Genomic DNA, 22910 nt, shown 5'->3' on the forward strand with positions numbered 1-22910 from the left:
TCCATTTTTTCGCCCCCATATCTGTTTCTATTTTACCAGATATGGGGGCTTTGTGCTTGTTTTTTGACAGACTGAGAAATCCCCGCCAAATGGCGGGGATTTCTTTTTGCCAAGGTATTGTGCAGCCGCCCTCGGGGCCCCACGAAGGGGACCCAAAGCGGGCCCAGCGCAGCGGGCCGCTTTGGGAGAGGAGGAGCAAGGGAGCGGGCGCAGTTTTCGCCGTTAGGCGGAAACGGAGCTCAGCGGACTTTGCGACGACGATGGGGCGGCGCCGTAAGGCGCGTACAAGCGTTTTGTCCGAAGGACAAAACCTTGGCGGAAGGGCGGCTTTGCCGCCCTGAGCATTTAGATTAAGAGGTGTACCCGCGAAAGCAGAGCTTTCGTGGGACTGGCCGCACCGAGGGAAAAGCGTTGTTATCGACATCGAGGAGTAATTCTTACTCTTTGCGGAAATCCCCGCCGTTTGGCGGGGATTTCTTTTTGCCTGATTTCATGCGGTTTTTCTTGGTTATAATTGCGGGAAAGAGAATATTTTTCAAAACCTAGTTGACAGACTGGGAAAACCTGATATAATATTCCCTTGTAAAATTGAATTACCTTATCAAGAGCGGCGGAGGGAACGGCCCGATGAAGCCCGGCAACCTGCGGAGGAAGGAAAACTCTGCAAGGTGCTAAATCCGGCGGCAGTGGATCGAAAGATGAGGGTGCGAAGAATCCAAACGCTCCGCCGCGGCGGGGCGTTTTTTTCGCCTCAACACCAGAGAAAGGAATTGTACTATGGCAAAAAGACTGTTTACATCGGAATCCGTCACCGAGGGGCATCCCGATAAAATCTGCGACCAGATCTCCGACGCGGTGCTGGACGCGATCCTGGCTCAGGACCCGGCTGCGCGGGTGGCCTGTGAGACCACAGTGACTACCGGCCTGGTCCACGTGATGGGGGAGATCACCACCAGCTGCTATGTGGACATCCCCAAGATCGCCCGGGATGTGGTTCGGGACATCGGTTATGACCGGGCCAAGTTTGGCTTTGACTGCGACACCTGTGCGGTGCTCACCTCTATTGACGAGCAGTCCCCCGACATCGCCATGGGCGTGGACAAGTGCCTGGAGGCCAAGGAGGGGGAGCAGGACGACGGCCTGGACAACGGAGCCGGAGACCAGGGCATGATGTTCGGCTACGCCTGCGATGAGACGGAGGAGTATATGCCTCTGCCCATCTCCCTGGCCCACAAGCTGGCCCGCCGTCTGACCCAGGTGCGCAAGGAGGGGCTGGTGAACTATCTGCGTCCCGACGGCAAGACCCAGGTCACCGTAGAGTATGACGAGAATGACAAACCTCTGCGCATTGACGCGGTGGTGGTGTCCACCCAGCATGGGCCCGAGGTGGAGCTGTCTCAGATCCGCCAGGACATGATTGACCTGGTGATCCGTCCCACTATTCCGGCCAGCCTCATGGACAACGACACCAAGATCTACGTGAACCCCACAGGCCGTTTCGTGGTGGGCGGTCCTCAGGGGGACTCCGGCCTCACCGGGCGGAAGATCATCGTGGACACCTACGGCGGCAGCGCCCCTCACGGCGGCGGCGCCTTCTCCGGCAAGGACCCCACCAAGGTGGACCGCTCTGCGGCCTATGCCGCCCGGTGGGTGGCCAAGAACGTGGTGGCCGCCGGCCTGGCCACCCGCTGTCAGGTGCAGCTGGCCTACGCCATCGGCGTGGCCCAGCCGGTCTCCGTGCGGGTGGACACCTTCGGCACTGGGAAGCTGAGCGATGAGGAGCTGTCTGATATGGTCACCGCCGTCTTTGACCTGCGCCCCGCCGCCATCATCCGGGACCTGGACTTGCGCCGTCCCATCTACCGCCAGCTGGCCGCCTATGGACACTTCGGCCGGGACGACCTGGACCTGCCCTGGGAGAAGACCGACCGGGTGGATGCGCTTCTGGCCCAGAGATAAGCAAGCGAATGTGTGCCGGTTTAGGTATGCCGGCGTCCCGCGTTTTTTAGCGCGGCAGGTATCAATTTGAATCCATAAAATCCAGCCCAGCGAGGTTTCGCTGGGCTGGATTTTTTATGGGCTCATATCAGGTCATATAATAAAATTTACTCAATCTTTTGCCATGAGAGATGTGAATTTGAGGCACAATAGATCTTGACGAAAAATAATAAGCTTTCTTATAATAATGTCTGATACAGTAAGAATACATATTGTTTCAGAGGTGACTCTATGGAATCGCTGCACTATCTGTTGATGAAGACCCATACCATTCTGAACCGGCAAATTTTAAACTGCGCGGGAAAGGCAGGGCTGACGGCGGGACAGCCTAAGGTTTTAGAGTTTCTCTCTCAGCATGGGGAATCGGACCAAAAGACCATTGCCTCCTACTGTGAGATTGAGCCGGCCACGGTGGGCAGCATTCTGCTGCGGATGGAGCGCTCCGGCCTGATCGTCCGGCAGCAGCACGAGGGAAACCGCCGCTCCCTGTTCGTGTCGCTGACAGAGCAGGGGGAGCAGGCGGCAGCGGCAGTGGCAGAGATTTTCAGGGAGACAGAGACGGCTGCGGCTTCCGGCCTTTCTGCAGAAGAACTGGAACAGCTGAAAGGACTTCTGGACCGGTTGTGGAGGAGTATGGAGGCACATCGCATGCAGCATAACAGCGGAGAGGAGAAGAACGAAATCCAATGACAACAAAACGAACCATAGAAGAGTGGGGAAAGCGGTATCTGGTCTTATGTGTGGGACTTTGGATTATGTCCCTGGGAGTGGCCTGTTCTATCAAGGGGGCGCTGGGTACGTCGCCTATTTCCAGCCTTCCATACGCCATGAGCGGCTTTCTGCCCCTGACCGTAGGGACCTGCACCATTATCATGCACGTGGGCTTTATTCTGCTGCAGATTTTGATACTGCGGCGGCAGTACGACCCCATGCAGCTGATTCAGCTGCCTGTGGCCCTGTTGTTTGGGTATCTGACGGATTTTGCGCTGTGGGCAGTGGACTGGATTCAATGTACCGCTTACTGGCAGCAGTGGCTGGTGTGCCTGGCAGGTATCTGCCTGGTGGCTGTGGGGGTCAGCTGTGAGGTAATCGCCGATGCAGCTGTCCTGGCGGGAGAGGGTGTGGTCCTGGCCGTGTGTAAGGTTGCGCCGGTCCAGTTTTCCGCCATGAAGGTGATTTTCGATGTGACCCTGGTAGTCAGTGCCTGTGCCCTCTCACTGACGTTTACCGGAGAGATCTCCGGCGTCCGAGAGGGTACCCTGGCCGCGGCTCTCCTGGTGGGGACGCTGACTCGCCAGATCCGCCGCCCTATGGGGAGGCTGGAAGACTGGTTTACCGCGCAAAAGCCGAAGATTGGGGCGGAGTCGCCTCAGATGTGACGGACTGACATTTATGTAAGTCAAAATGCCCAGGAACAGAGATTACTCTGTTCCTGGGCATTTTTGTGGGCAGAGAGACGGTCAGCGGTCCGTCAGGGCGGAGCCCCGGTCGAACTGCCGGTAGTAGTCCTTGATGAGGTTCATAAAGGTACGGGCGGCGGGGGAGAGGAAGCCATTTTTCTTGTACACCAAGGCCATGGGGCTGGTGAGTGGGGGCTCCCCCACGGTAAAGAAGGAGAGGCGGTCCATATAGGGAGTGCGGCGGATGCCGCTCTCCTGAAGGAAGGTGAAGCCCATATTCTCGGCCACCAGGTTGATGGCAGTGGTGTTGTTGGTGGTGGTGAGGATGTTCACCGGCTCTACGCTCTGGACACTGAACATGTTGTAGAGCAGCTTGGACAGCCGCCAGTCCTCGGGGAGCATCATCAGCCGCTCCTTCTCCAGACGGCGCAGATCGCCGAAGGGGAGCGGGTCGTCGCAGGAGCTCTCCAGCCCCCGGACCAGAGGGTGGTCCCGATGGGCGATGAGCAGGATGCGCTCATGCATCACCAGCTCATAGCTCAGGTCGGTGAGGTCGCTGGGAATGTGCATGAGGCAGAAGTCGGTGACGCTGCTGGCGGCCAGATTCCCCAGCTGGGGCACCGGGGCCTCATGGAGGACCACCTGCACCTCCGGATAGAACTGGACGAACCGGGGCAGGATGTCCGGCAGAAGAATGGACCCCCTCCAGGTGGACACCCCGATGTGGAGCTGCTGGGGCTTTTGGGACTGCAGGGTCCTCAGATCGCTCTCCAGCTGGCGGTCCAGGTAGTCCTGCCGCTCCAGATAGGCGTAGAACAGCTCGCCCGCCGGCGTCAGCCGCAGGGGGGTGTGGGAGCGGTCCAGCAGGGTCACCCCCAGATTGGACTCCAGCTTGGCCAGGTACTGGCTGAGGTAGGGCTGAGACAGGTAGAGCCGGTCGGCGGCCTTGGAGATGCTGCGCTCCTTGACAATGGCGAGAAAGTATTCCGGATTTTTGACAAACATGGGAGAACGCCCCCAAATCGACGAATTTACAGCCATTATCATACCATGAAATGGAGAAAAAGGGAATGGAAAATGAAGATTTCTCCCTGAAAGAGGAAAAGCACGGCAAAATTCCGGACCGCTTGCCGCAGTTTCCCTCCTGTGGTACACTAAGAAAAAGCGGGGAGGCGGGCCATGGGCTCAACCGGGACGCGCCGGAGAGCCTGGCCCGGCTGCTGAATGGATCTTTGTGGGAGGAGGATGTGGGATGAAAGAGAACATGAGGGCGGTGGTCTACCGGGAGAAGGGCGTTTTTGCCCTGGAGGAGCGGCCTGTCCCCAAAATTCAGGACCCGACAGATGCCGTCGTCCGGGTGACCCTGGCGTCCATCTGCTCCAGCGACCTGCACATCAAGGGTGGATTTGTGCCCAGGGCGGTGCCGGGGACCATTGTAGGGCATGAGTTTGTGGGCGTAGTGGAGTCGGTGGGGGCACAGGTGGCCTCCGTACAGCCGGGGGACCGGGTGGCGGTAAACGTGGAGACCTTCTGCGGCAGCTGCTTCTTCTGCCAGCGGGGCTTTGTGAACAACTGCACCGACCCCAGCGGGGGCTGGGCCCTGGGCTGCCGCATCGACGGGGGACAGGCGGAGTATGTCCGGGTTCCCTACGCGGACAACGGCCTGACCAAAATTCCGGATTCTGTCACCGACCGGCAGGCTCTCTTTACCGGGGACATCCTGTCCACCGGCTACTGGGCGGCCCAGATCAGTCAGATCCAGCCGGGGGACACGGTGCTGGTGCTGGGGGCCGGCCCCACGGGCCTGTGCACCATGATGTGCGCCCGGCTGTACCGGCCCGCCCACATCCTGACGGTGGAGCCCGACCCGGCCCGCCGGGCGCTGGCCCTGGCTCAGGGCTGGGCGGACGAGGCGGTGGAGCCGGGGCCCCGGGCGGCGGAGGTGCTGAAGAGCTGGACCGATGGCCGGGGGGCCGACGTGGTGCTGGAGGCGGCCGGTGGGAGGGATACCTTCCAGACCGCCTGGCAGCTGGCCCGGCCCAATGCCACAGTCACTGTGGTGGCCATGTACGAGGAGCCCCAGGTGCTCCCCCTGCCGGATATGTACGGCAAGAATCTGACCTTCAAGACCGGGGGTGTGGACGCCTGCCACTGTGGGGAGATTTTGGAGCTCATCGCGGCGGGGAAGCTGAACGCCGAGCCCCTGATTACCCACACCTATCCCCTGGAGCGGGTGATGGAGGCCTACGACCTGTTTGAACAGAAGGGGGACGGTGTGTTGAAAATTGCCGTTCAGCCGTAAGAAAAAGCCCGGCGGGGCGCGTCTTAAAAAGGCGCGTCCCGCCGGTTTTGTGTGCAGGCATCAAAACTGCCCCAGATCCCGTACCACCGCGGAGGCCAGCACCAGCCCGGCGGCGGCGGGGACAAAGGAGATGGAGCCTGGGGTGTCCCGCCGGGCGGAGGTGCCGGGGCGGGTGTTGCTCCCCGCCGGGGCCTCCGCCTGGGCGGGGCGGATGGGGGAGCGGGGCTCCTCGGTGGAGTAGACCACCTTCAGGTGCTGAATGCCCCGCCTGCGCAGCTCCTTGCGCATCACCCGGGCCAGGGGACAGCCCTGGGTCTTGCTCAGGTCTGTGACCACAAAGGCGGTGGGGTCCAGCTTGTTGCCGGAGCCCATGGCGCTGATGATGGGGATGTTCAGGGCGGTGCACCGGACGGCCAGCTCCAGTTTGGCGGCCACGGTGTCGATGGCGTCCACCACATAGTCGTACTGGGTGAGATCCACTGTGTCCGCATTTTCCGGCAGATAGAACATCCGAATGGCCTCCACGTGGCAGGCGGGATTGATGTCTTGGACCCGCTCCTTCAGCACCTCCCCCTTGGGGCGGCCGATGGTGGAGTGGAGAGCGGCCAGCTGCCGGTTTAAGTTGCTCTCGGAAACGGTGTCGTCGTCGTACAGGTGCAGCGTACCGATTCCGGCCCGGGCCAGTGCCTCTACGCAGAAGCCGCCCACGCCGCCCACGCCGAAGACGGCCACCTTGGCGGCGGCCAGACGGGAAAGCGGCTCATCCCCAATGAGCATGCGGGTGCGGATGAATGGATCGGACATAGGGAAATCCTCCTTGTGCTGCGTTCAGATGGTCCCAGAATAGCACAGCTTGTCCCGCGCCGTCAAGCGGCGCCGGCGGCATCGGCTGGGGCGGCGGGCTGCCCCGCCGGAGCGGGATTCGTCTCTTTCACGGAAAAGGGTACTGCACCGTTCCATGCTGTTTTTGAATGCTATTGGAAAAATAATTGATTAAAACAAAAAAGGAAGAAAAGAGGTATTTTTTCAAAAATAATATTTTATTTTTACACATGGGCATAAACACGAAAATGTTGCACAAGACAGCCCGGGAGAGGGGAGAAAAGAACTGTCAGAGTGTACATTGACGGACTGGGGGAGATGGAGTAGGATATGTCTGAAAGAAAGGAGTGAGCGTATATGATGGATGCGATCACCGTTTTGGGTATGCTGGCTGTGGTGTGCGGCATGCTGTGGGCCTTCCAGTCCGAGAAGCTGCGTCTGGGCCGCCACGAGGGCTGATCCCAAGATAAGAAAGACAGGCCGGAGGTTCCTGCGGGAACAGTTCCGGCCTTGCTTTTTGTGTTTCGAATGACGAAGGAAGCGGACCATATTTTGGTCCGCTTCCTCAGGCTGTCGAAAAAGTCCAAGGACTTTTCCGACAGCCTGAAAAAATGCCGTTACTTTCCCGCCACTGCGCGGTGGAAAAGTCCTCGCTGCGCTCGCTGAACGCCTTGCCAAGCAAGGCATTCAGGGCATTCGATCCCACTCGAGGCGGGCTGCCGCCCCCTCGAGCTCCCCCGCCAATACTCGGGCGGATTCGTCTAAACAGAGGTTTTTCGACAAGCTGAGGAAGCGGACCATATTTTGGTCCGCTTCCTTTTTGTATCTGGAGACAATCACTTGGGCATATCCCAGGCCCTGTGGTCGGTGTGGAGGAGCTCCTCGGAGCGGTGGCTGAGGGGCTCGCCCAGAAACTCCCGGTACAGCAGCTGGACCTCCGGATTCTCGTGGGAGAAGCGCATCTTGCAGGCGCGGTCGATGTCATACAGACGCTCTCCCCGCACGCCGTAGAGCTCCTCGTCCTCCACGGACACCGGCTGGCCTCCGCCGCCCACGCAGCCGCCAGGGCAGGCCATGACCTCCACAAAGTCGTACTTGGCCCGGCCCGCCTTCAGATCCTGGATCAGCTTCCGGGCGTTGCCCAGGCCGCTGACCACCGCGCAGCGGATTTTACTTCCGCCCAGCTCATACTCCGCCTCCCGCAGGCCGGGGCCAGTGCGGACGGCGGCAAAGGCGTCCGGGTCCGGGTTCTCCCCGTTCACCAGATAGGCGGCGGTGCGCAGGGCGGCCTCCATCACGCCGCCAGTGGCCCCAAAGATGGCACCCGCCCCGGTGTAGGCGCCCAGGGGGCTGTCCAGCTCCTCCTCGGGCAGCTCCATGGGGTTGAGCTTGTCCGCCCGGATCATCCGCACAAACTCCCGGGTGGTGAGCACTAGGTCCACGTCGGGCCCGGTTTCCGTACGCATGGTGGGCAGCTCGCACTCCGCCTTTTTGGCCACGCATGGCATGATGGACACGCAGAAGATCTTCTCCGGAGCCACCCCCAGCTTCTGGGCAAACCAGCTCTTGGTGACGCTGCCGAACATCTGCTGGGGGGACTTGGCGGTGGACAGCTGTCCGGTGAGCTCCGGGTACTGGCTCTTCAAAAACCGCACCCAGCCAGGGCAGCAGCTGGTGAACATGGGCCAGCGCTCCAGGCCGCCCACCTTCAGCCGGTGGAGGAACTCGCTGCCCTCCTCCATGATGGTCAGGTCGGCAGAGAAATTGGTGTCAAACACATAGTCAAAGCCCAGACGGCGAAGGACGGCGGCCATGCGCTCTATGGTGGCCTGCTCCCGGGGCATGTCGAAGTATTCTCCCCAGGCGGTGCGCACTGCAGGGGCCACCTGGACCACGGTGATCTTGTCCGGGTCGGCCAGGGCGTCAAAGGCCCGCTGGGTGTCGTCCCGCTCCCGCAGGCCGCCCACAGGGCAGTGGGTGATGCACTGGCCGCACAGGGCGCAGTCCGAGTCCTTGATGACCCGGTTGCCCGACACGTCGATGGTGGTCCGTCCGCCGGTGCCCGCCAGATCCCAAATGCCAAGAGTCTGAATCTTCTCGCACACCTGAATGCACCGCATGCACTTGATGCACTTGTTGTAGTCGTGGTACAGGGGGAAGGTGGTGGTCCAGGCTTTCCGCAGGCCCTGGGGCAGCTGGGTCTCGTAGGGCAGGGTGAGGATGCCCAGATCGTTGGCCACGCTCTGCAGGTGGCAGCTGCCGCTGCGCACGCAGGTGGCGCACTTGCAGTCGTGCTGGGACAGAATCAGCTCCACATTGGTGCGGCGGGTGGCCCGGGCCCGGGGGGAGTTGGTGTGGACCACCATGCCCTCCCGCACCGGGGTGTTGCAGGCGGTGACCATGGCCCGCTCCCCCTCCACCTCCACGCAGCACACCCGGCAGGCGGCAATCTCATTGAGCCCTTTCAGATAGCACAGGTGGGGGATGTGGATGTCCGCCTGGGCGGCGGCCTCCAGGATGGTGGTGCCCTTCTCCACCTGGAGCACCTGTCCGTTGATGGTCAAGGTTACCATTCTGTATTCCTCCCTCCCTTAAAGCTGCCGAAGCCGAAGTGGTCGCACCTCAGACAGCGGCTGGCCTCCTGGTGGGCCTCCTCGTCGGTCATACCCTCCTTCACCAGGGAGAAGTCCCCGGCGTAGCACTCCAGCGTCCGGCTGTGCAGGTTTACCCGGCCGCAGGGGGGCATACTGGTCAGATGGGCCGGGGGGACCTCCACGTCGGTGCGGATCTTGTGGTTGAAGCCCAGGAAGCTGTCGATGTTGGCGGCGGCCACCTTGCCGGCGGCCACAGCCCGGATGACGGTGGCGGGGCCGGAGACCGCGTCGCCCCCAGCGAACACGTTGTCCACCCCGGGGACCGCGCTGGTGAGGTCGGCCTGGATGGCCCCCCGCTTGGTGGATACCCCGATGGCCTCGAAGGGCTTGGCCTCAATGGCCTGGCCGATGGCCACAATCACATAGTCACAGGGGATGCGGAACTCCTTTGCCTGGGCGTTCCCGGGGGCGGGCCGCCCGTCCCGGCCGTAGCGGCCGATGAGCTGGGGCCGGGTCCACAGGGCGGCCACCTTGCCCTCCTCGTCCGCCTCAATGCGGGCGGGGGCCTGGAGGGGCAGAATCTGGCACCCCTCCGCCATAGCCTCTTCAATCTCTTCTGCCAGGGCGGTCATGTCCTCCACCCGGCGGCGGTAGACGCAGATAACCTGCTCCGCTCCCAGGCGAAGGGCGGTGCGGGCGGCGTCCATGGACACGTTGCCGCCGCCGATGACGCACACCCGCTTGCCGGTGAAGTCGGGGGAGCTTCCTTCGCCCACCCCTCGGAGGAGCTCCACAGCGCTGATGACGTTGGTACTGTCCTCCCCCTCCAGGCCCAGCTTCTTGTCTGTGTGGGCTCCGATGGCGATGTACACCGCGTCAAAGCTGTTCTGAACGGTTTCCATGGGCAGGTCCCGGCCGATGGAGACCCCGGTCCGCACGGAGATGCCGGCGGACAGGATGTGGGTAATGTCCCGGTCCAGGATGTCCTGGGGCAGGCGATAGTCGGGGATGCCGTAGCGGAGCATGCCGCCCAGCTTGGGGCGCTGCTCATAGACGGTGACCTTGTGGCCCATGAGGGACAGGTAGTAGGCCGCCGTCAGACCGCCCGGCCCGCCGCCGATGACGGCCACCGTCTTGCCCGTGTCCTCCGCCCGCTCCGGGGCGGGCATGTCGGCCACATGGTCCACGGCGTACCGCTTCAAGCCGCAGATGTTCACCGAGTCGTCCACCATCCGCCGGCGGCACTGGCCCTCGCAGGGGTGCTCGCACACATAGGCGCAGGCGGCGGGGAAGGGGTTGTCCTTTCGGATGAGGCGCACCGCGTCCTCATACCGCCCCAGCCGGATGAGGGAGATGTACCCGGGGATGTCCACATGGGCCGGGCAGGTGGAGACGCAGGGCACCGGGTGGCTCAGGCCGCTGATGCACCGGCCGTGGAGCACGTGCTCCTCGTAGTCCTCCCGGAAGCCCCGCACCCCCCGGAGCACCATGTGGGCCGCCTCATAGCCGATGGCACAGTCGGCGGAGTCGGCGATCACCTGGGCGGTGCGCTCGATGAGGTCGATGGTCTCCATGGCGGCGGTGCGGTCCAGCACCTGCTCGATGAGCACCGCCAGCTGGCCCAGGCCAATCCGGCAGGGCACGCACTTGCCGCAGGTCTGGGCGTGGCACAGCCGCAGGAAGTTCAGGGACATGTCCACCGGACAAAGCCCCGGCTGGCTGGCGCTGATGCGCCGGCCCATGTCCCGGTACAGGTCGTTTAAGACCGTTTGGGCCCGGTCGGGGATCTCAATGGATAGACGGCTCAATGGTTTTCCCTCCTCGTTTATCGTAATGCAGTAGTTGTCAGTTCTCACAAAAAACAGATCGAAATACGCCCCCTGCTTTGATTTCTATGATACCGCCGGAGGATTCCACCGTCAACCTCTTTTTCCGAAAGGGCCTGCCCGGAATTTTCCCCTCCGGGCAGGGGAATAAAAAATCTGCGCCGCGCACTCAGTGCGCGGCGCAGAAGATTTTCAGACATTGTTTCCGAAATAGGACACCAGCAGGTCTACGCATGCCCCGTAGGAGCGGATGCCCAGCTCCTGGTCGTTGCCCTTCAAGAAGGAGTCGTACACCTGCTCCGCCGTCTCCTCCACGGGGGAGGACAGCTCCGCCCAGTAGGCGTTGTTGGCGTTCCAGTCGTTGGCCATCTCCTGGGTAAAATACTGCTGGACGATGGTGTTCCAGGCGTCTCGGTCCACGGGAGCCAGGGCGTTGCACAGCTGGACCAGGCCGAACAGGTACCCGGAGTATTGAAAGACCGGGTCCCCGCTGGTGACGGCAGCGGCGATGCCCACAAAGTTGGCCTCCTGCTCGGAGGCCACCATCCGCTGATGGGCCATCTCGTGGGCCACAGTGGCGGGGATCATGCAGGCCGGGGCGTCGATGTTCACGTTGGCCTCTCCGGTGAAGGGAAAATACACCCCGGTAAAGCCCAAAATACTCTGGAGCCGGGAGAAAAAGAGGGGCTTCACCCGCACAGAGGGCTCCAGCTCCAGAAAGGGAAACTCCTGGACCAGGTTCTCATAGACGGCGGGGCCCCGGTCAAAGACCTCCTCCAGGGACTCGGCAAACAGGCCGTTCTCGTCCCGCTCCACCTGGGTGGAAAACTCCGCCGCCTTCTGAGCAAACAGGGCGGTCACCTGGGCCAGGGTCTCCACCGAGTAGGGCTCTGCTTTGAGTCCGCTCCTCTCCTGAAAGCTGGAGGCATAGTAGGCGGCATTCCACATCCAGCTCACCGCCGCCCAAAGCCACAGCAGGGCGGAGCCGAAGGCCAGCAGGCGGCGCAGAAAGGGCCGGCCTGCCCGGTCCCGGACCAGCAGGACCACGGCCCGGATGAGCCAGACGGCGCTTCCCGCTAAAAACAGGGCGGTGAGCACCTCCGCCACAGAAAACCAGGGGAGCAGGGACCACACCCGCCCCAGGAACTGCTCCACCGGGGCCATGAAGCCGGACACCCAGCCGTCCATCAGGGCTTTTTGCCCCTTGAGGCACTCAAAGAGCAGGACCAGCAGAGCGGGCAGGATCAGCATGACGGGCAAAAGAATTTTTTGGGGAGGAAATCGGCGCATAGGGACTCCTTTCCGAGAAAATAGCGTGGGTCAGAGGCGGACCGGGCTGGTGGTCCACTCCCGGCCGGGGGTGGGGACGGCCTCCAGGCACAGGTCGTACAGGTCGGTGCACCGGGCCTCCAGGTCAAAGAGCCGCCGCCCCGGGCCGTCCAGGCTGCGGGCGTGGGCGGGTTTGGTGAGGATGGGCAGATGGGCCCGCTCCTTCATCTCCTTCAAAACGGCCTGCCCCCGGCTGTTAAAGCCCAGCACCCGGAGATAGGGGGGCTGGTCGGGCCGGTCCTCCCGGGTGAGGCCCAGCCAGGCCCACACCAGCAGCCGCCGCATGCGGGCCTGGGTCCAGTGCTTGGGCTTGGCCAGAGCAGTAAACTCCTCCAGAGAGCGGCACTGCTTTCCCGCCCGTTCCAGCCGGGGCGGCAGGCCCTCTCCGGCACCGCTGTCCGGGATGCGGGCCCAGTCCTCCGCCGTCATGGTGCGCAGGCGGGCCAGCAGGCCCCGCTCCGCCCGCTCCAGGCTGGGGAAACCGCTCCAGCCGGCCAGCAGCACTGCCGGCCCGTTTTGGGGGAGGTAGGGCTCCAGGGCCGCCCAGTCCTCCCCATTCAGAAAGGCGCGCAGCTGGGTTGCGGAGCAGAACCGGGGACGCTCCGTTCCCCGCAGCAGGCTGTCATGGGGGGCGCCCTCCCGGCGGACGGTCATGGGCCGAATGTCACGGTTCAGCCTGTCCAGGGCCCGAATGTATTCCACCCCCAGGTTGTTGTTGGGGGTGGACAGCAGTTCGGCCAGCTCCGGCCCCAGCAGCCCTTCTACCGCTCCCTGCCGGGCGGCAGCAAAGGGGGTCCCCCCCTCCACAAGGCGGCGCAGGCCGGCCTCGTACTCCGGGCTGTTGAGGCAGATGGCGGCGCGCTGGAGCTTGTCCGCGTCCCCGCACTCACTGCCGAAGGAGAGCACGTCCACCACCTGGGCGGCGGCCAGCAGCCCCACCGCCCCCCGGGCAAACGTCTCCGCCGAGGACACCGCCCACACTGTGGGCAGTTCCAGCACCAGGTCCGCACCCCCCAGCAGGGCCAGCCTGGTCCGGGTCCACTTGTCCGCAATGGCGGGCCGCCCGCCCTGCACCCAGTGGCCGCTCATCACTGCCACAATGGCGCAGTCCTCCCCCAGCTGTGCCCGGGTGCAGGCGATTTGATAGGCGTGTCCCGTATGAAAGGGGTTATACTCCGCCACGATGCCGGCGATTTTCATAGCGTGCCTCCCTGTCTGCGAAAACGGATTTGGAAAAAGAGTTTCTTTTTTCCCCGGGAAAAAAGAAATTTTTTCCCCGAAAGTGGTTGTCCTGGCGGTGGAAAAGCGTTACAATAAATTGAACCGCGGCGTTGGACTGTCTCTTTAGTTTACTACACTCCAAACGTCAAAGACAAGCCCGGCAGTTGTAATTTTGGAAAAGGAGATTGATTCCCATGAACATTCTTGTCATCAACGCAGGAAGCTCTTCCCTGAAGTACCAGCTTCTCAACCCGGACACCCAGGAGGTGCTGGCGAAGGGCCTGTGCGAGCGCATCGGCATCGACGGCAAGTTCACCTATAAGCCCGCCGGCAAGGACCCCATCAAGGACGCCGACGTGGCTATGCCCACCCACTCTGAGGCCATTCAGACCGTGCTCCACGCCCTGGTGGACGAGAAGAACGGCGTCATCAGCTCCATGAAGGAGATCGACGCGGTAGGCCACCGGGTGGTCCACGGCGGCGAGAAGTTCGCCCAGTCTGTTCTGATCACCGACGAGGTGATGGCTGCCATCGAGGAGTGCAATCCTCTGGCCCCCCTGCACAACCCCGCCAACATCATCGGCATCAAGGCCTGCCAGGAGCTGATGCCCGGCACCCCCATGGTGGCCGTGTTCGACACCGCCTTCCACCAGACCATGCCCCCCGTGGCCTACACCTACGCCCTGCCCTACGAGTACTATGAGCAGGATAAGGTCCGCCGCTACGGCTTCCACGGCACCAGCCACAAGTACGTGTCCCAGCGGGCTGCCGCCATGCTGGGCAAGCCCATCGAGGAGCTGAAGCTGATCTCCTGCCACCTGGGCAACGGTTCCTCCATCACCGCCATTGACGGGGGCAAGAGCGTGGACACCTCTATGGGCTTCACCCCTCTGGCCGGCCTGCCCATGGGCACCCGCTCCGGCGACCTGGACGCGGGCATCCTGGAGTACCTGATGCACAAGCACGGCTACAACATTGACGAGATGCTGAACGTGCTGAACAAGAAGTCCGGCGTGCTGGGCGTCTCCGGCGTCTCCTCCGACTTCCGCGATCTGGAGGCCGCCGCTCCCCAGGGCAACCAGCGGGCTCAGCTGGCGCTGGACGTCTTTGATTACAGCGTAAAGAAGTTCATCGGCTCCTACGCCGCCGCCATGGGCGGGGTGGACGCCATCATCTTCACCGCCGGCGTGGGTGAGAACGGCCCCGACACCCGGGCCAACGTGGTCTCCGGCCTGGAGTTCATGGGCGTGAAGATCGACCCCGAGAAGAACAACACCCGGGGCAAGGAAGTGGACGTGGCCACCGACGACTCCAAGGTGCGGATTCTGGTCATCCCCACCAACGAGGAACTGATGATCGCCATGGATACCGCCGCCATTGCCCGCGGCTGATTTCTAACGCAGCAGCCCTCCCGGCGCAGTGCGCCGGGAGGGCTTTCTTTGTTGGTGGGGATGACCAGAGAATTGCCGCGGCGCGGCAATTCGCGCAGGGCGAATTCACTTCGCCCGAGCATAAAAAAGGACCGGGGTCCCCGGCGGGCCTTGGCCCGCTGGGGAGCATCCCCACCAACGAGGAGCTGATGATCGCCATGGATACCGCCGCCATTGCCCGCGGCTGATTCCTAGCATTGAGGTCCTCCCGGCGCGCTGCGCCGGGAGGATTTTTTATAAAATATGAGGCCGAGGCAGCTGTGCTGCCTCGGCCTCTTTTTAGTCAATCCGTATTCAGGAAAGAGAATCAGTGGATCATGCTGGCCACTTCGGCAGCGAAATCCTCCTCGGCCTTCTCGATGCCCTCGCCGGTCTGGAAGCGGGTGAAAGCCTTGACGGCGATCTTGCCGCCCAGCTGCTTGGCCACCTCGGCGATGTGCTTCTCCACGGAGGTCTTGTTCTCCTTCACGAAGGCCTGCTGCAGCAGGCAGTTCTCCTCGTAGTACTTGCCGATGCGGCCCATGACCATCTTCTCGATGATGTTCTCGGGCTTGTTGGCGTTCTTGGGGTCCTCCTTGGCCTGGATGAGCAGGATCTCCTTCTCCTTGTCCAGAGTGGCCTGGTCCACGTCGGACTTGTCCAGGTAGGCGGGGTTCATGGCAGCGATCTGCATGGCAATGTCCTTGCCCAGCTCGGTGACCTTGTCGGCCTCGATGCCCTCAACCTCCAGGTTGACCAGCACGCCGATCTTGCCGCCCATGTGGATGTAGGGCACGTTCACGCCCTCGGCATAGCGGACGAAGCGGCGGACCTGGATGTTCTCGCCGATGGCCAGGACCTTGTCGGCGGTGACGTCGGCCACGGTGCGGTCAGTGCCGGGGTAGGTGCAGGCCTTCAGGGCCTCTACGTCGGCGGGGTTCTCGTTGGCCACGATGGTGGCCAGGTCCTTCACGAAGCCCTGGAATACCTCGTTCTTGGCCACGAAGTCGGTCTGGGAGTTGACCTCGATGACCACGCCCACGCCGTTGTCGGCGGTGATGGCGTAAGAAACACCCTCGGCGGCAATCTTGCCGGCCTTCTTGGTCTGGGCGGCCAGGCCCTTCTCACGCAGCCACTCAATGGCCTTGTCAAAGTCGCCGTCGGCCTCGGTGAGGGCCTTCTTGCAGTCCATCATGCCAACGCCGGTCATCTCGCGCAGCTTCTGTACGTCTTTCGCGGAAATTGCCATAGTGCATTACCTCCAAATAAAATAAAAATGGGAGCCATTCAAAAAAGCGCCCGCCCTCCGGCGGGCGCTTTGAAAGCGGTGTCGGGAATTACTCAGCGGTCTCGGGAGCGGCCTCAGCCTCGGCGGCGGGAGCCTCGTCCTGGCCCTGCTTGCCCTCCTGGATGGCGTTGGCCATCACGCCGGAGATCAGCTTGATGGCGCGGATGGCGTCATCGTTGCCGGGGATCACATAGTCAATCTCGTCGGGGTCGCAGTTGGTGTCCACGATGGCCACGATGGGAATGTGCAGCTTGCGGGCCTCGTTGATGGCGTTGCGCTCCTTGCGGGGATCCACCACGAACAGGGCGCCGGGGAGCTTCTTCATCTCGGTGACGCCGCCCAGGTACTTCTCCAGCTTGGCAATCTCGCCCATGTGCTTCATGACTTCCTTCTTGGGCAGCATGTCAAAGGTGCCGTCCTCCTGCATGCGCTTGAGCTGGTTCAGACGGTCCACGCGGCCGCGCATGGTCTTGAAGTTGGTGAGCATGCCGCCCAGCCAGCGGGCGTTCACATAGTACATGCCCACGCGGGAGGCCTCCTCCTTGATGGCCTCCTGGGCCTGCTTCTTGGTGCCCACGAAGAGGATGGTCTCGCCCTTCTCGCCCAGCTCGCGGACGAAGTTATAGGCCTCCTCCAGCTTCTTCACGGTCTTCTGCAGGTCGATGATATAGATCCCGTTGCGCTCGGTGTAGATGTAGGGCGCCATCTTGGGGTTCCAACGACGGGTCTGGTGGCCGAAGTGCACGCCGGCCTCCAGCAGCTGCTTCATAGATACGACTGCCATGTTTTGTTTCCTCCTAAAATTCAGTTTGATCTTTCTGGGCGCGTCATATTCCCCGCCAACCGGAGCGGTTCTGCCCCAGCACCGGGCGGAAAATCAGCACTCCCAGGCATAATGCCCTGGTAGTATACCACAGGTTTCGGTGGATTGCAAGCAGTATTTCCCAAAAAACGGCGGAATATTTACGAATTTCGAGGATGGGTCAGTCCTACGGCAGCTTGGAGAGCATCACTGCCAGCTCCGCCCGGGACACCGGGGCCCCGGGCCGGAAGGTGCCGTCGGGCATGCCGGTCACCACCCCGGCGGCGTACAGCCGCAGGACGGCCTCGTAGGACCAGGCGTTACCCCCGGGGCTCAGATCCGGAAATGGATTTTTCAGCGCGGTCCCACCGAGGCCGGGCCGGACCCGGTCCAGCATGACGGCGATCTCCTGCCGGGTGACCGGTTCGTCGGGAGCATACCGGCCGCCGCCCACCCCGGCGGCCAGCCCGGCCTCATAGGCGGCCTGGACATACCCGGCGGCCCAGTGGCCCCTCAGGTCGGAGAAGGCGGAACTGGAGCCCCTGGGGCTCAGCCCCGCTAGGCGGCACAGGACCACCGCCGCCTCGCCCCGGGTGAGGGTGCGGTCGGGGCCGAAGGCGGTGGCGGACAGTCCGGTCATCTTCCCCTGGTCCGCCGCGTCAATGATGTAGGGGACCGCCCAGTGGCCCTGGCTGTCCGCAAAGGTCCAGCCGTTGAGCCACAGGGAGTAGTAGTCCCACACCCGGGTGTCCTCCTGGCCAAGGCTCCAGCTCCCCGCCCCCAGCAGGCCGTACTCCTCCACCAGGGAGAGCTGGTTTTTCTTTGAAATCTCCGACTCGTACCAGATGGTATAAGTACCGGCGGTGAGGGTCACCCCGTTGATCACCGGCTTGGGGTCGGCGGCGGTTACGGTGATCCGGGCGTATGCGGAGCCGGAGGCGGCGTCCTGGGTCACCTGGCCCCGGTAGTTGGCAATCAGGGCCTGGATCTGGCTCTCGCTGATCCCGTGGCCCTGCATGAGGGAGCCGCTGTCGCTCCAGATGCGGCCGAAGAAGGGGAGGCCCAGCACCAGCTTGTCCGCTGGGACGTATTTGAGGGCGTACTGGATGGACTGCTCCTGAAAGGCCCGGCTGGCCACCGGGCCGGAGGGGCCCCCCTGGTAGTGCTCGTCGTAGGTCATAAGCATCAGGTAGTCGGCCGCCGCCCCCAGCCGCCGGTAGTCATAGGAGCCGTGCCAGCCCTGGGTGTAGCCGTAGGGGTTGGCAGCCACCGACACCGCCACAATTTTGTCCTCCGGCAGCTTTTGCCGCAGAAGCTCCACAAACTCCGAGTAGGCGTTCCGGTCCTGGTGGGTCACATTCTCAATGTCCACGTTCACCCCATCCAGGCCGTACTGGACCACCGCCCGGGCGATCTGCTCCGCCAGCTTTTTTCGATTGCTCAGGGCCTTCCGCCCCAGCTCCCGGTCCCAGTGGTTGCTGAGAAAGGGGACCACCTGCACCCCGCGCCGGTGCATCTGCTCCACGAAGGCGGCGGCGTCGCTCCCACCGGTGAAGTCCAGGGTGCCGTCGGAATTTAGGTTGAAGTAGTTGGGAGAGATCTCGTCCAGGGAGCCCTGGGTCCCATCCACCCGCTCCACATAGGAGGAGGGGCTGCCGAAGTAGACATAGGACATGCTAAACCGCCGGGCGGCCGCCGTGGGGGTGAGGAGGGCGGCCAGCAGCAGGGCGGTGCAGAGCAGGGAAGATAGGCGTCTTTGAACTCGCATGAAAAAACTCCTTAACATATTGAATAAGTAGGAATATACACAGACCAGTATACGGATTTTCAAGGCGGGTGCAAGGCAAAATGTTTTCCAGGAGTGGAGATGAGCTGGCCGGAGCGGGAAAAAGAGGCGTGGACAAGGGAACGCCGCCTGTGGTAAAGTGGAGAAAAGAGTGCGGCCGCAGGCCGGGCGGAAGCGGGAGGTGTCCTATGGAAAAACAGACTCTGGTGGAACAGACCACCCAGCGGCTTTTGGAGATGATCCAGCGGGAGGGGTACGGCCCGGGGGACAAGCTGCCCACCGAGACGGAGCTGGTCCAGCATCTGGGGGTGGGCCGGAATACCGTGCGGGAGGCCCTGCGGAGTTTGGCATCCCGAAACGTGGTGACCGTCCGCCAGGGGGCAGGCACCTTTATCTCGGAGAAGAACGGAGTGGCGGACGACCCCCTGGGCTTTGCCATGATGGAGGACCCGGAGAAGCTCACCCGGGACCTGCTCCAGATCCGGGTGATGCTGGAGCCCCCCATCGCCGCCCTGGCCGCCCAGAATCGGGGGGAGGAGGACCTGGAGCGGCTGCGGGCCCTGCTGGAGGAGATCGAGGGGCGCATCGCCCGCCGGGAGGAGTACGCCCAGCTGGACTCCCAGTTCCACGCCCAGATTGCGGTGTGCAGCCACAACGCAGTGGTGTCCAATCTGATCCCGGTGATCACCGAGGGGGTGCGGACCTTTGCACGGACGGTGGCGGAGCCGGAGTACGTCCAGACACTGGCCTCCCACCGGGCCGTCTATGAGGCCATCCGGGAGGGCCGAGCGGCGGACGCCCAGGAGGAGATGCTCTACCACCTGCTCTACAACAAAAAGCGCTACCGCCACGGGTAGCGGAAACAGGGAAGATTTATGGGAGGAATTTTGCGAAAATTCCTCCCATCCTTCTTGACACCACGGGATCAATGTGGTATATAAGGTCTTAAATTCATAGGATGAATTTAAGACCTTAGGAGGGTGGATATGGAGCAGCTATATGATGTGCTGATCATTGGCGGCGGCGTGGTGGGCAGCGCCATTGCCCGGGAAATGAGCCGGTACCGCCTGAAAATCGGCGTACTGGAGAAAAATCTGGACGTGTGCTATGAGACCAGCGGGCGGAACTCCGGGGTGGTCCACGGGGGCTTCGCCTACGACACCGGCTCTTTGAAGGCCAGGCTGTGTGTGGAGGGCAACCAACTCATGGGACAACTGACCCAGGAGCTGGACGTGACCTTCCAGCGCTGCGGCAAGGTGCTGGTGGGCAACACAGAGGAGGACCTGGAGAACCTGCGGCGCACCATCGCCCAGGGGGAGGCCAACGGAGTGCAGGGCCTGCGTCTGGTGGACGAGGCGGAGCTTCACCAGCTGGTGCCGGCGGTGGTAGGGAAGTTTGCCATGTTCTCCCCCAACAGCGGCATTGTGGACCCCTTCGGACTGACCATCGCCTTGGCGGAGAACGCTCACCACAACGGGGTGGACTACCACTTCGGCTGTGAGGTCACCGGCCTGCGCCGGGACGGGGACGGGAACTGGCGTGTCTCCACCGCCAGAGGGGAGTTTGCATCCCGCTGGGTGGTGAACAGCGCCGGACTGGGCTGCGGGGCAATTTCGGAGCTGCTGGGCATCCGCGGCTACCATGTGGTGGGGTCCAAGGGGGACTACATCATCCTGGACAAGCGGGTGGGCCATCTGCTGCCCATGCCCGTGTACCCGGTGCCCAGCAACACCTATATGGGCATCCACGTGACCAATACGGTGGACGGAAACGTGATTGTGGGCCCCAACGCGGAGCTCACAGACAACTTTACATACTACGGTGTGCCCCGGAAGAACATGGACTACCTGGCCCAGAGCGCCTCTCAGCTCTGGCCCCACATCCACAAGGGGGACTACATCCGCAACTACTCCGGTATCCTGCCCAAGTGGGTGGATGAGAACGGGGTGATTCAGGATTTCAAAATCGAGATCCGGGACGACCTAGCCCCCAACGCCATCAATCTGGTGGGCATCGAGTCCCCCGGCCTCACCGCCTGCGTGCCCATCGCCCGGTACGCTATCGCCCTGATGGGGGAGCGGGAGAAGCTGGAGCCCAACCCGGACTTTGACCCGGTGCGGAAGGGCATCCGCCGCTTCGCGGACATGTCCCAGGCGGAGCGGGAGGCGGCCATCCGGGAGAACCCGGACTACGGGGAGCTGGTGTGCCGGTGCGAGAAGGTAACCCGGGCGGAGCTGCTCCAGGCCATCCACAACCCTCTGGGGGTGAGCACCATGGTGGGCATCAAGTACCGCACTCGGTCCATGATGGGCCGGTGCCAGGGGGGGTATTGCCAGATGCGGCTGGCCCGGATGCTGGAGGAGGAGCTGGGCAGGAAGGAGACCGAGATCCTCTACGCCCGGGAGGGCTCCCAGATGTTTTACGGAAAAGTGCGGGAGGAGGCGGAGTGATGGAAGCGAATATCGTGCAGGAACTGGCTCTGGAGCCTGTGGATGTGGTAGTGGTGGGCGGCGGCCCCGCCGGCCTGGCCGCCGCGGTGGAGCTCCACAAGAAGGGGATCACCCGCGTGGTGGTGCTGGAGCGGGAGAAGCAGCTGGGGGGCATTCTGCGCCAGTGCATCCACGACGGCTTCGGCCTCACCCGGTTTCAAACCACCCTCAGCGGGCCGGAGTACGCCCAGCGCTTCATCCGGGAGGCGGAGGAACTGGGGGTCCGGTGCATCACCAACGCCTCGGTGGTGGAGATCACCCCGGACAAGGTGGTCACCGCCGCCACCCGGGCGGGACTGCGCCGGTGGAAGGCAAAGGCGGTGGTGCTGTCCATGGGCTGCCGGGAGCGCACCCGGGGGGCTCTGGGCATCCCCGGCGAGCGGCCGGCGGGGGTGTTCACCGCCGGCGTGGCCCAGGCCTACATCAATCTCTATAACCGCATGCCCGCCAAAGAGGTGGTCATCCTGGGCTCCGGAGACATCGGCATGATTATGGCCCGGCGGCTCACCTTGGAGGGGGCCCATGTCCACGGGGTGTTTGAGGTGCAGCCCTACCCCAGCGGCCTGCCCCGGAACATCCGGCAGTGCCTGGAGGACTACGACATCCCCCTGTATCTGAGCCACACGGTCACCGACATCCACGGGGGCAGCCGCCTGACGGGGGTCACCGTCTCCCAGGTGGACGAGAAGGGGACCCCCATCCCCGGCACAGAGCGGGAGTATCCCTGCGACACCCTAATTTTGTCGGTGGGGCTCCTGCCGGAAAATGAATTGTCCCAGGAGGCCGGAGTGGTGCTGGACGGCCGTACCCGGGGGGCGGTGGTGGATGAGCACTACCAGACCAGTGTGGCGGGGATCTTTGCCGCCGGCAACGTGCTCCATGTCCACGACCTGGTGGACTTCGTCTCTCTGGAGGCGGAGCGGCTGGCGGACTGGACCGCCCGCTATGTGCGGGAGGGGACATTGTCTCTGTGTCCTCTGGATGTTCAGGCCGGGAACGGCGTGGGCCACACGATCCCACAGAAAATCAGCGGGACGGAGGACGTGCGCCTGTCCCTGCGGGTGCGCGCCCCCTTCCGGGACGGGAGCATCGTGGTACGGCAGAACGGCCGGGAGGTGGTCCGAAAGCCTATGAAAAAGGCCCTCCCCGCCGAGATGATCTGGCTGGAGATTCCGGCGGACCGGCTGGACCGGCAGGGCGATTTGGAGGTGTGTGCGGAATGGTGAAGGAGTTTACTTGCATTGTGTGCCCCAATGGGTGTACTATTACAGCAGAGGCGGAGGCCAGAGGGGACGGCACCTATGCCGTCCGCTCGGTCCAGGGGGCGGCCTGTCCCCGGGGGACGGCCTACGTGGAGCAGGAGCTCACCGACCCCCGGCGGACCATCGCCACTTCGGTGCCGGTGAAGGGGGGCGAGCTCCCTCTGGCCAGCGTGCGCCTCACCGCTCCCATCCCCAAGGGGGAGATCTTTGCGGCCATGGAGGCCATTAAGGGCTGCGTGCTCACCGCCCCGGTGGAGGCCGGGACGGTGGTGATCTCCCGTCTGCTGGGATATGAGGCGGACGTGATTGTGACCAAATCGGTGGGGGAGAAGGGGCGCGCTTAGGCCCGTCCGGGGCCCCCGGAGGCCGAAAACCGACCAGT

Annotated in this window: 19 protein-coding genes and 1 riboswitch; of the genes, 10 read left to right on the forward strand and 9 right to left on the reverse strand. The window is 63.1% G+C overall.

Annotated elements, in window-relative coordinates; translation table 11 throughout:
• Positions 1-595 precede the first annotated feature (595 nt).
• Positions 596-705, forward strand: a riboswitch (SAM riboswitch).
• A gap of 72 nt (positions 706-777) precedes the next feature.
• From metK to H6B31_RS01490, 3 genes are all read left to right on the forward strand, one after another.
• A complete protein-coding gene (gene metK, locus H6B31_RS01480; RefSeq protein ID WP_204896878.1) occupies positions 778-1959 on the forward strand; it encodes a methionine adenosyltransferase in 1182 nt (393 codons plus the stop codon).
• A gap of 270 nt (positions 1960-2229) precedes the next feature.
• Positions 2230-2688 (forward strand): MarR family winged helix-turn-helix transcriptional regulator, encoded by a 459-nt coding sequence (locus H6B31_RS01485; RefSeq protein ID WP_204896879.1) that lies wholly within the window; start codon positions 2230-2232, stop codon positions 2686-2688.
• Positions 2685-3377 carry a YczE/YyaS/YitT family protein gene (locus tag H6B31_RS01490; RefSeq protein WP_204896880.1) on the forward strand — a complete coding sequence of 231 codons (693 nt, stop codon included), beginning with the start codon at positions 2685-2687 and terminating at the stop codon, positions 3375-3377. The genes H6B31_RS01485 and H6B31_RS01490 overlap by 4 nt, the downstream gene beginning before the upstream one ends.
• A gap of 81 nt (positions 3378-3458) precedes the next feature.
• Here the strand turns inward: H6B31_RS01490 and H6B31_RS01495 are convergent, their stop codons facing one another.
• Complete coding sequence (locus tag H6B31_RS01495; protein ID WP_204896881.1) at positions 3459-4403, reverse strand: LysR family transcriptional regulator; 945 nt, start codon at positions 4401-4403, stop codon at positions 3459-3461.
• A 65-nt stretch (positions 4404-4468) separates the two neighbouring features.
• Between H6B31_RS01495 and H6B31_RS01500 the strand changes: the two genes are divergently transcribed.
• Positions 4469-4654, forward strand: a complete 186-nt coding sequence (locus H6B31_RS01500; protein ID WP_204896882.1) for a hypothetical protein — start codon at positions 4469-4471, stop codon at positions 4652-4654.
• Positions 4651-5700, forward strand: coding sequence for an alcohol dehydrogenase (locus tag H6B31_RS01505; RefSeq protein WP_243418792.1), 1050 nt, complete (start codon positions 4651-4653; stop codon positions 5698-5700). The genes H6B31_RS01500 and H6B31_RS01505 overlap by 4 nt, the downstream gene beginning before the upstream one ends.
• Positions 5701-5760: 60 nt before the next feature.
• Here the strand turns inward: H6B31_RS01505 and H6B31_RS01510 are convergent, their stop codons facing one another.
• The 5 genes from H6B31_RS01510 to H6B31_RS01530 form a co-directional block, all read right to left on the reverse strand.
• On the reverse strand, positions 5761-6504 hold the full coding sequence (locus tag H6B31_RS01510; protein WP_204896883.1) for a tRNA threonylcarbamoyladenosine dehydratase: 744 nt from the start codon (positions 6502-6504) through the stop codon (positions 5761-5763).
• Between the two features lie 854 nt (positions 6505-7358).
• Complete coding sequence (locus H6B31_RS01515; protein WP_204896884.1) at positions 7359-9095, reverse strand: [FeFe] hydrogenase, group A; 1737 nt, start codon at positions 9093-9095, stop codon at positions 7359-7361.
• A complete protein-coding gene (locus tag H6B31_RS01520; protein ID WP_204896885.1) occupies positions 9089-10924 on the reverse strand; it encodes an NAD(P)-binding protein in 1836 nt (611 codons plus the stop codon). Before H6B31_RS01520 ends, H6B31_RS01515 begins: the two co-directional genes overlap by 7 nt.
• Positions 10925-11134: 210 nt before the next feature.
• On the reverse strand, positions 11135-12193 hold the full coding sequence (locus tag H6B31_RS01525) for a DUF3810 domain-containing protein (RefSeq protein ID WP_204896886.1): 1059 nt from the start codon (positions 12191-12193) through the stop codon (positions 11135-11137).
• A 69-nt stretch (positions 12194-12262) separates the two neighbouring features.
• Positions 12263-13471, reverse strand: coding sequence for a tRNA(Met) cytidine acetate ligase (locus H6B31_RS01530; RefSeq protein WP_204896887.1), 1209 nt, complete (start codon positions 13469-13471; stop codon positions 12263-12265).
• Between the two features lie 215 nt (positions 13472-13686).
• On the opposite strand from H6B31_RS01530, the gene H6B31_RS01535 reads away from it, so the two are divergent.
• On the forward strand, positions 13687-14883 hold the full coding sequence (locus H6B31_RS01535) for an acetate/propionate family kinase (RefSeq protein WP_204896888.1): 1197 nt from the start codon (positions 13687-13689) through the stop codon (positions 14881-14883).
• A gap of 346 nt (positions 14884-15229) precedes the next feature.
• On the opposite strand, the gene tsf is transcribed toward H6B31_RS01535, so the two are convergent.
• The 3 genes from tsf to H6B31_RS01550 all read right to left on the reverse strand — a co-directional run bounded on the left by tsf (position 15230) and on the right by H6B31_RS01550 (position 18759).
• Positions 15230-16150 (reverse strand): translation elongation factor Ts, encoded by a 921-nt coding sequence (gene tsf / locus H6B31_RS01540; protein ID WP_204896889.1) that lies wholly within the window; start codon positions 16148-16150, stop codon positions 15230-15232.
• A gap of 88 nt (positions 16151-16238) precedes the next feature.
• Positions 16239-16973 carry a 30S ribosomal protein S2 gene (gene rpsB, locus H6B31_RS01545; RefSeq protein WP_087291238.1) on the reverse strand — a complete coding sequence of 245 codons (735 nt, stop codon included), beginning with the start codon at positions 16971-16973 and terminating at the stop codon, positions 16239-16241.
• A gap of 205 nt (positions 16974-17178) precedes the next feature.
• A complete protein-coding gene (locus H6B31_RS01550; RefSeq protein WP_204896890.1) occupies positions 17179-18759 on the reverse strand; it encodes an S-layer homology domain-containing protein in 1581 nt (526 codons plus the stop codon).
• Between the two features lie 206 nt (positions 18760-18965).
• On the opposite strand from H6B31_RS01550, the gene H6B31_RS01555 reads away from it, so the two are divergent.
• From H6B31_RS01555 to H6B31_RS01570, 4 genes are all read left to right on the forward strand, one after another.
• Positions 18966-19634, forward strand: a complete 669-nt coding sequence (locus tag H6B31_RS01555) for a FadR/GntR family transcriptional regulator (protein WP_204896891.1) — start codon at positions 18966-18968, stop codon at positions 19632-19634.
• 129 nt (positions 19635-19763) lie between these two features.
• Complete coding sequence (locus tag H6B31_RS01560; RefSeq protein WP_204896892.1) at positions 19764-21227, forward strand: NAD(P)/FAD-dependent oxidoreductase; 1464 nt, start codon at positions 19764-19766, stop codon at positions 21225-21227.
• Positions 21227-22492: an NAD(P)/FAD-dependent oxidoreductase gene (locus tag H6B31_RS01565; protein ID WP_204896893.1), complete on the forward strand. Its 1266-nt coding sequence runs from the start codon at positions 21227-21229 to the stop codon at positions 22490-22492. The genes H6B31_RS01560 and H6B31_RS01565 overlap by 1 nt, the downstream gene beginning before the upstream one ends.
• Entirely contained in the window at positions 22486-22872 is a 387-nt protein-coding gene (locus H6B31_RS01570; RefSeq protein ID WP_204896894.1) for a DUF1667 domain-containing protein, read from the forward strand. Before H6B31_RS01565 ends, H6B31_RS01570 begins: the two co-directional genes overlap by 7 nt.
• Positions 22873-22910 lie beyond the last annotated feature (38 nt).

It is taken from the genome of Pseudoflavonifractor capillosus, from assembly GCF_016899775.1.
GTDB lineage: Bacteria > Bacillota > Clostridia > Oscillospirales > Oscillospiraceae > Lawsonibacter.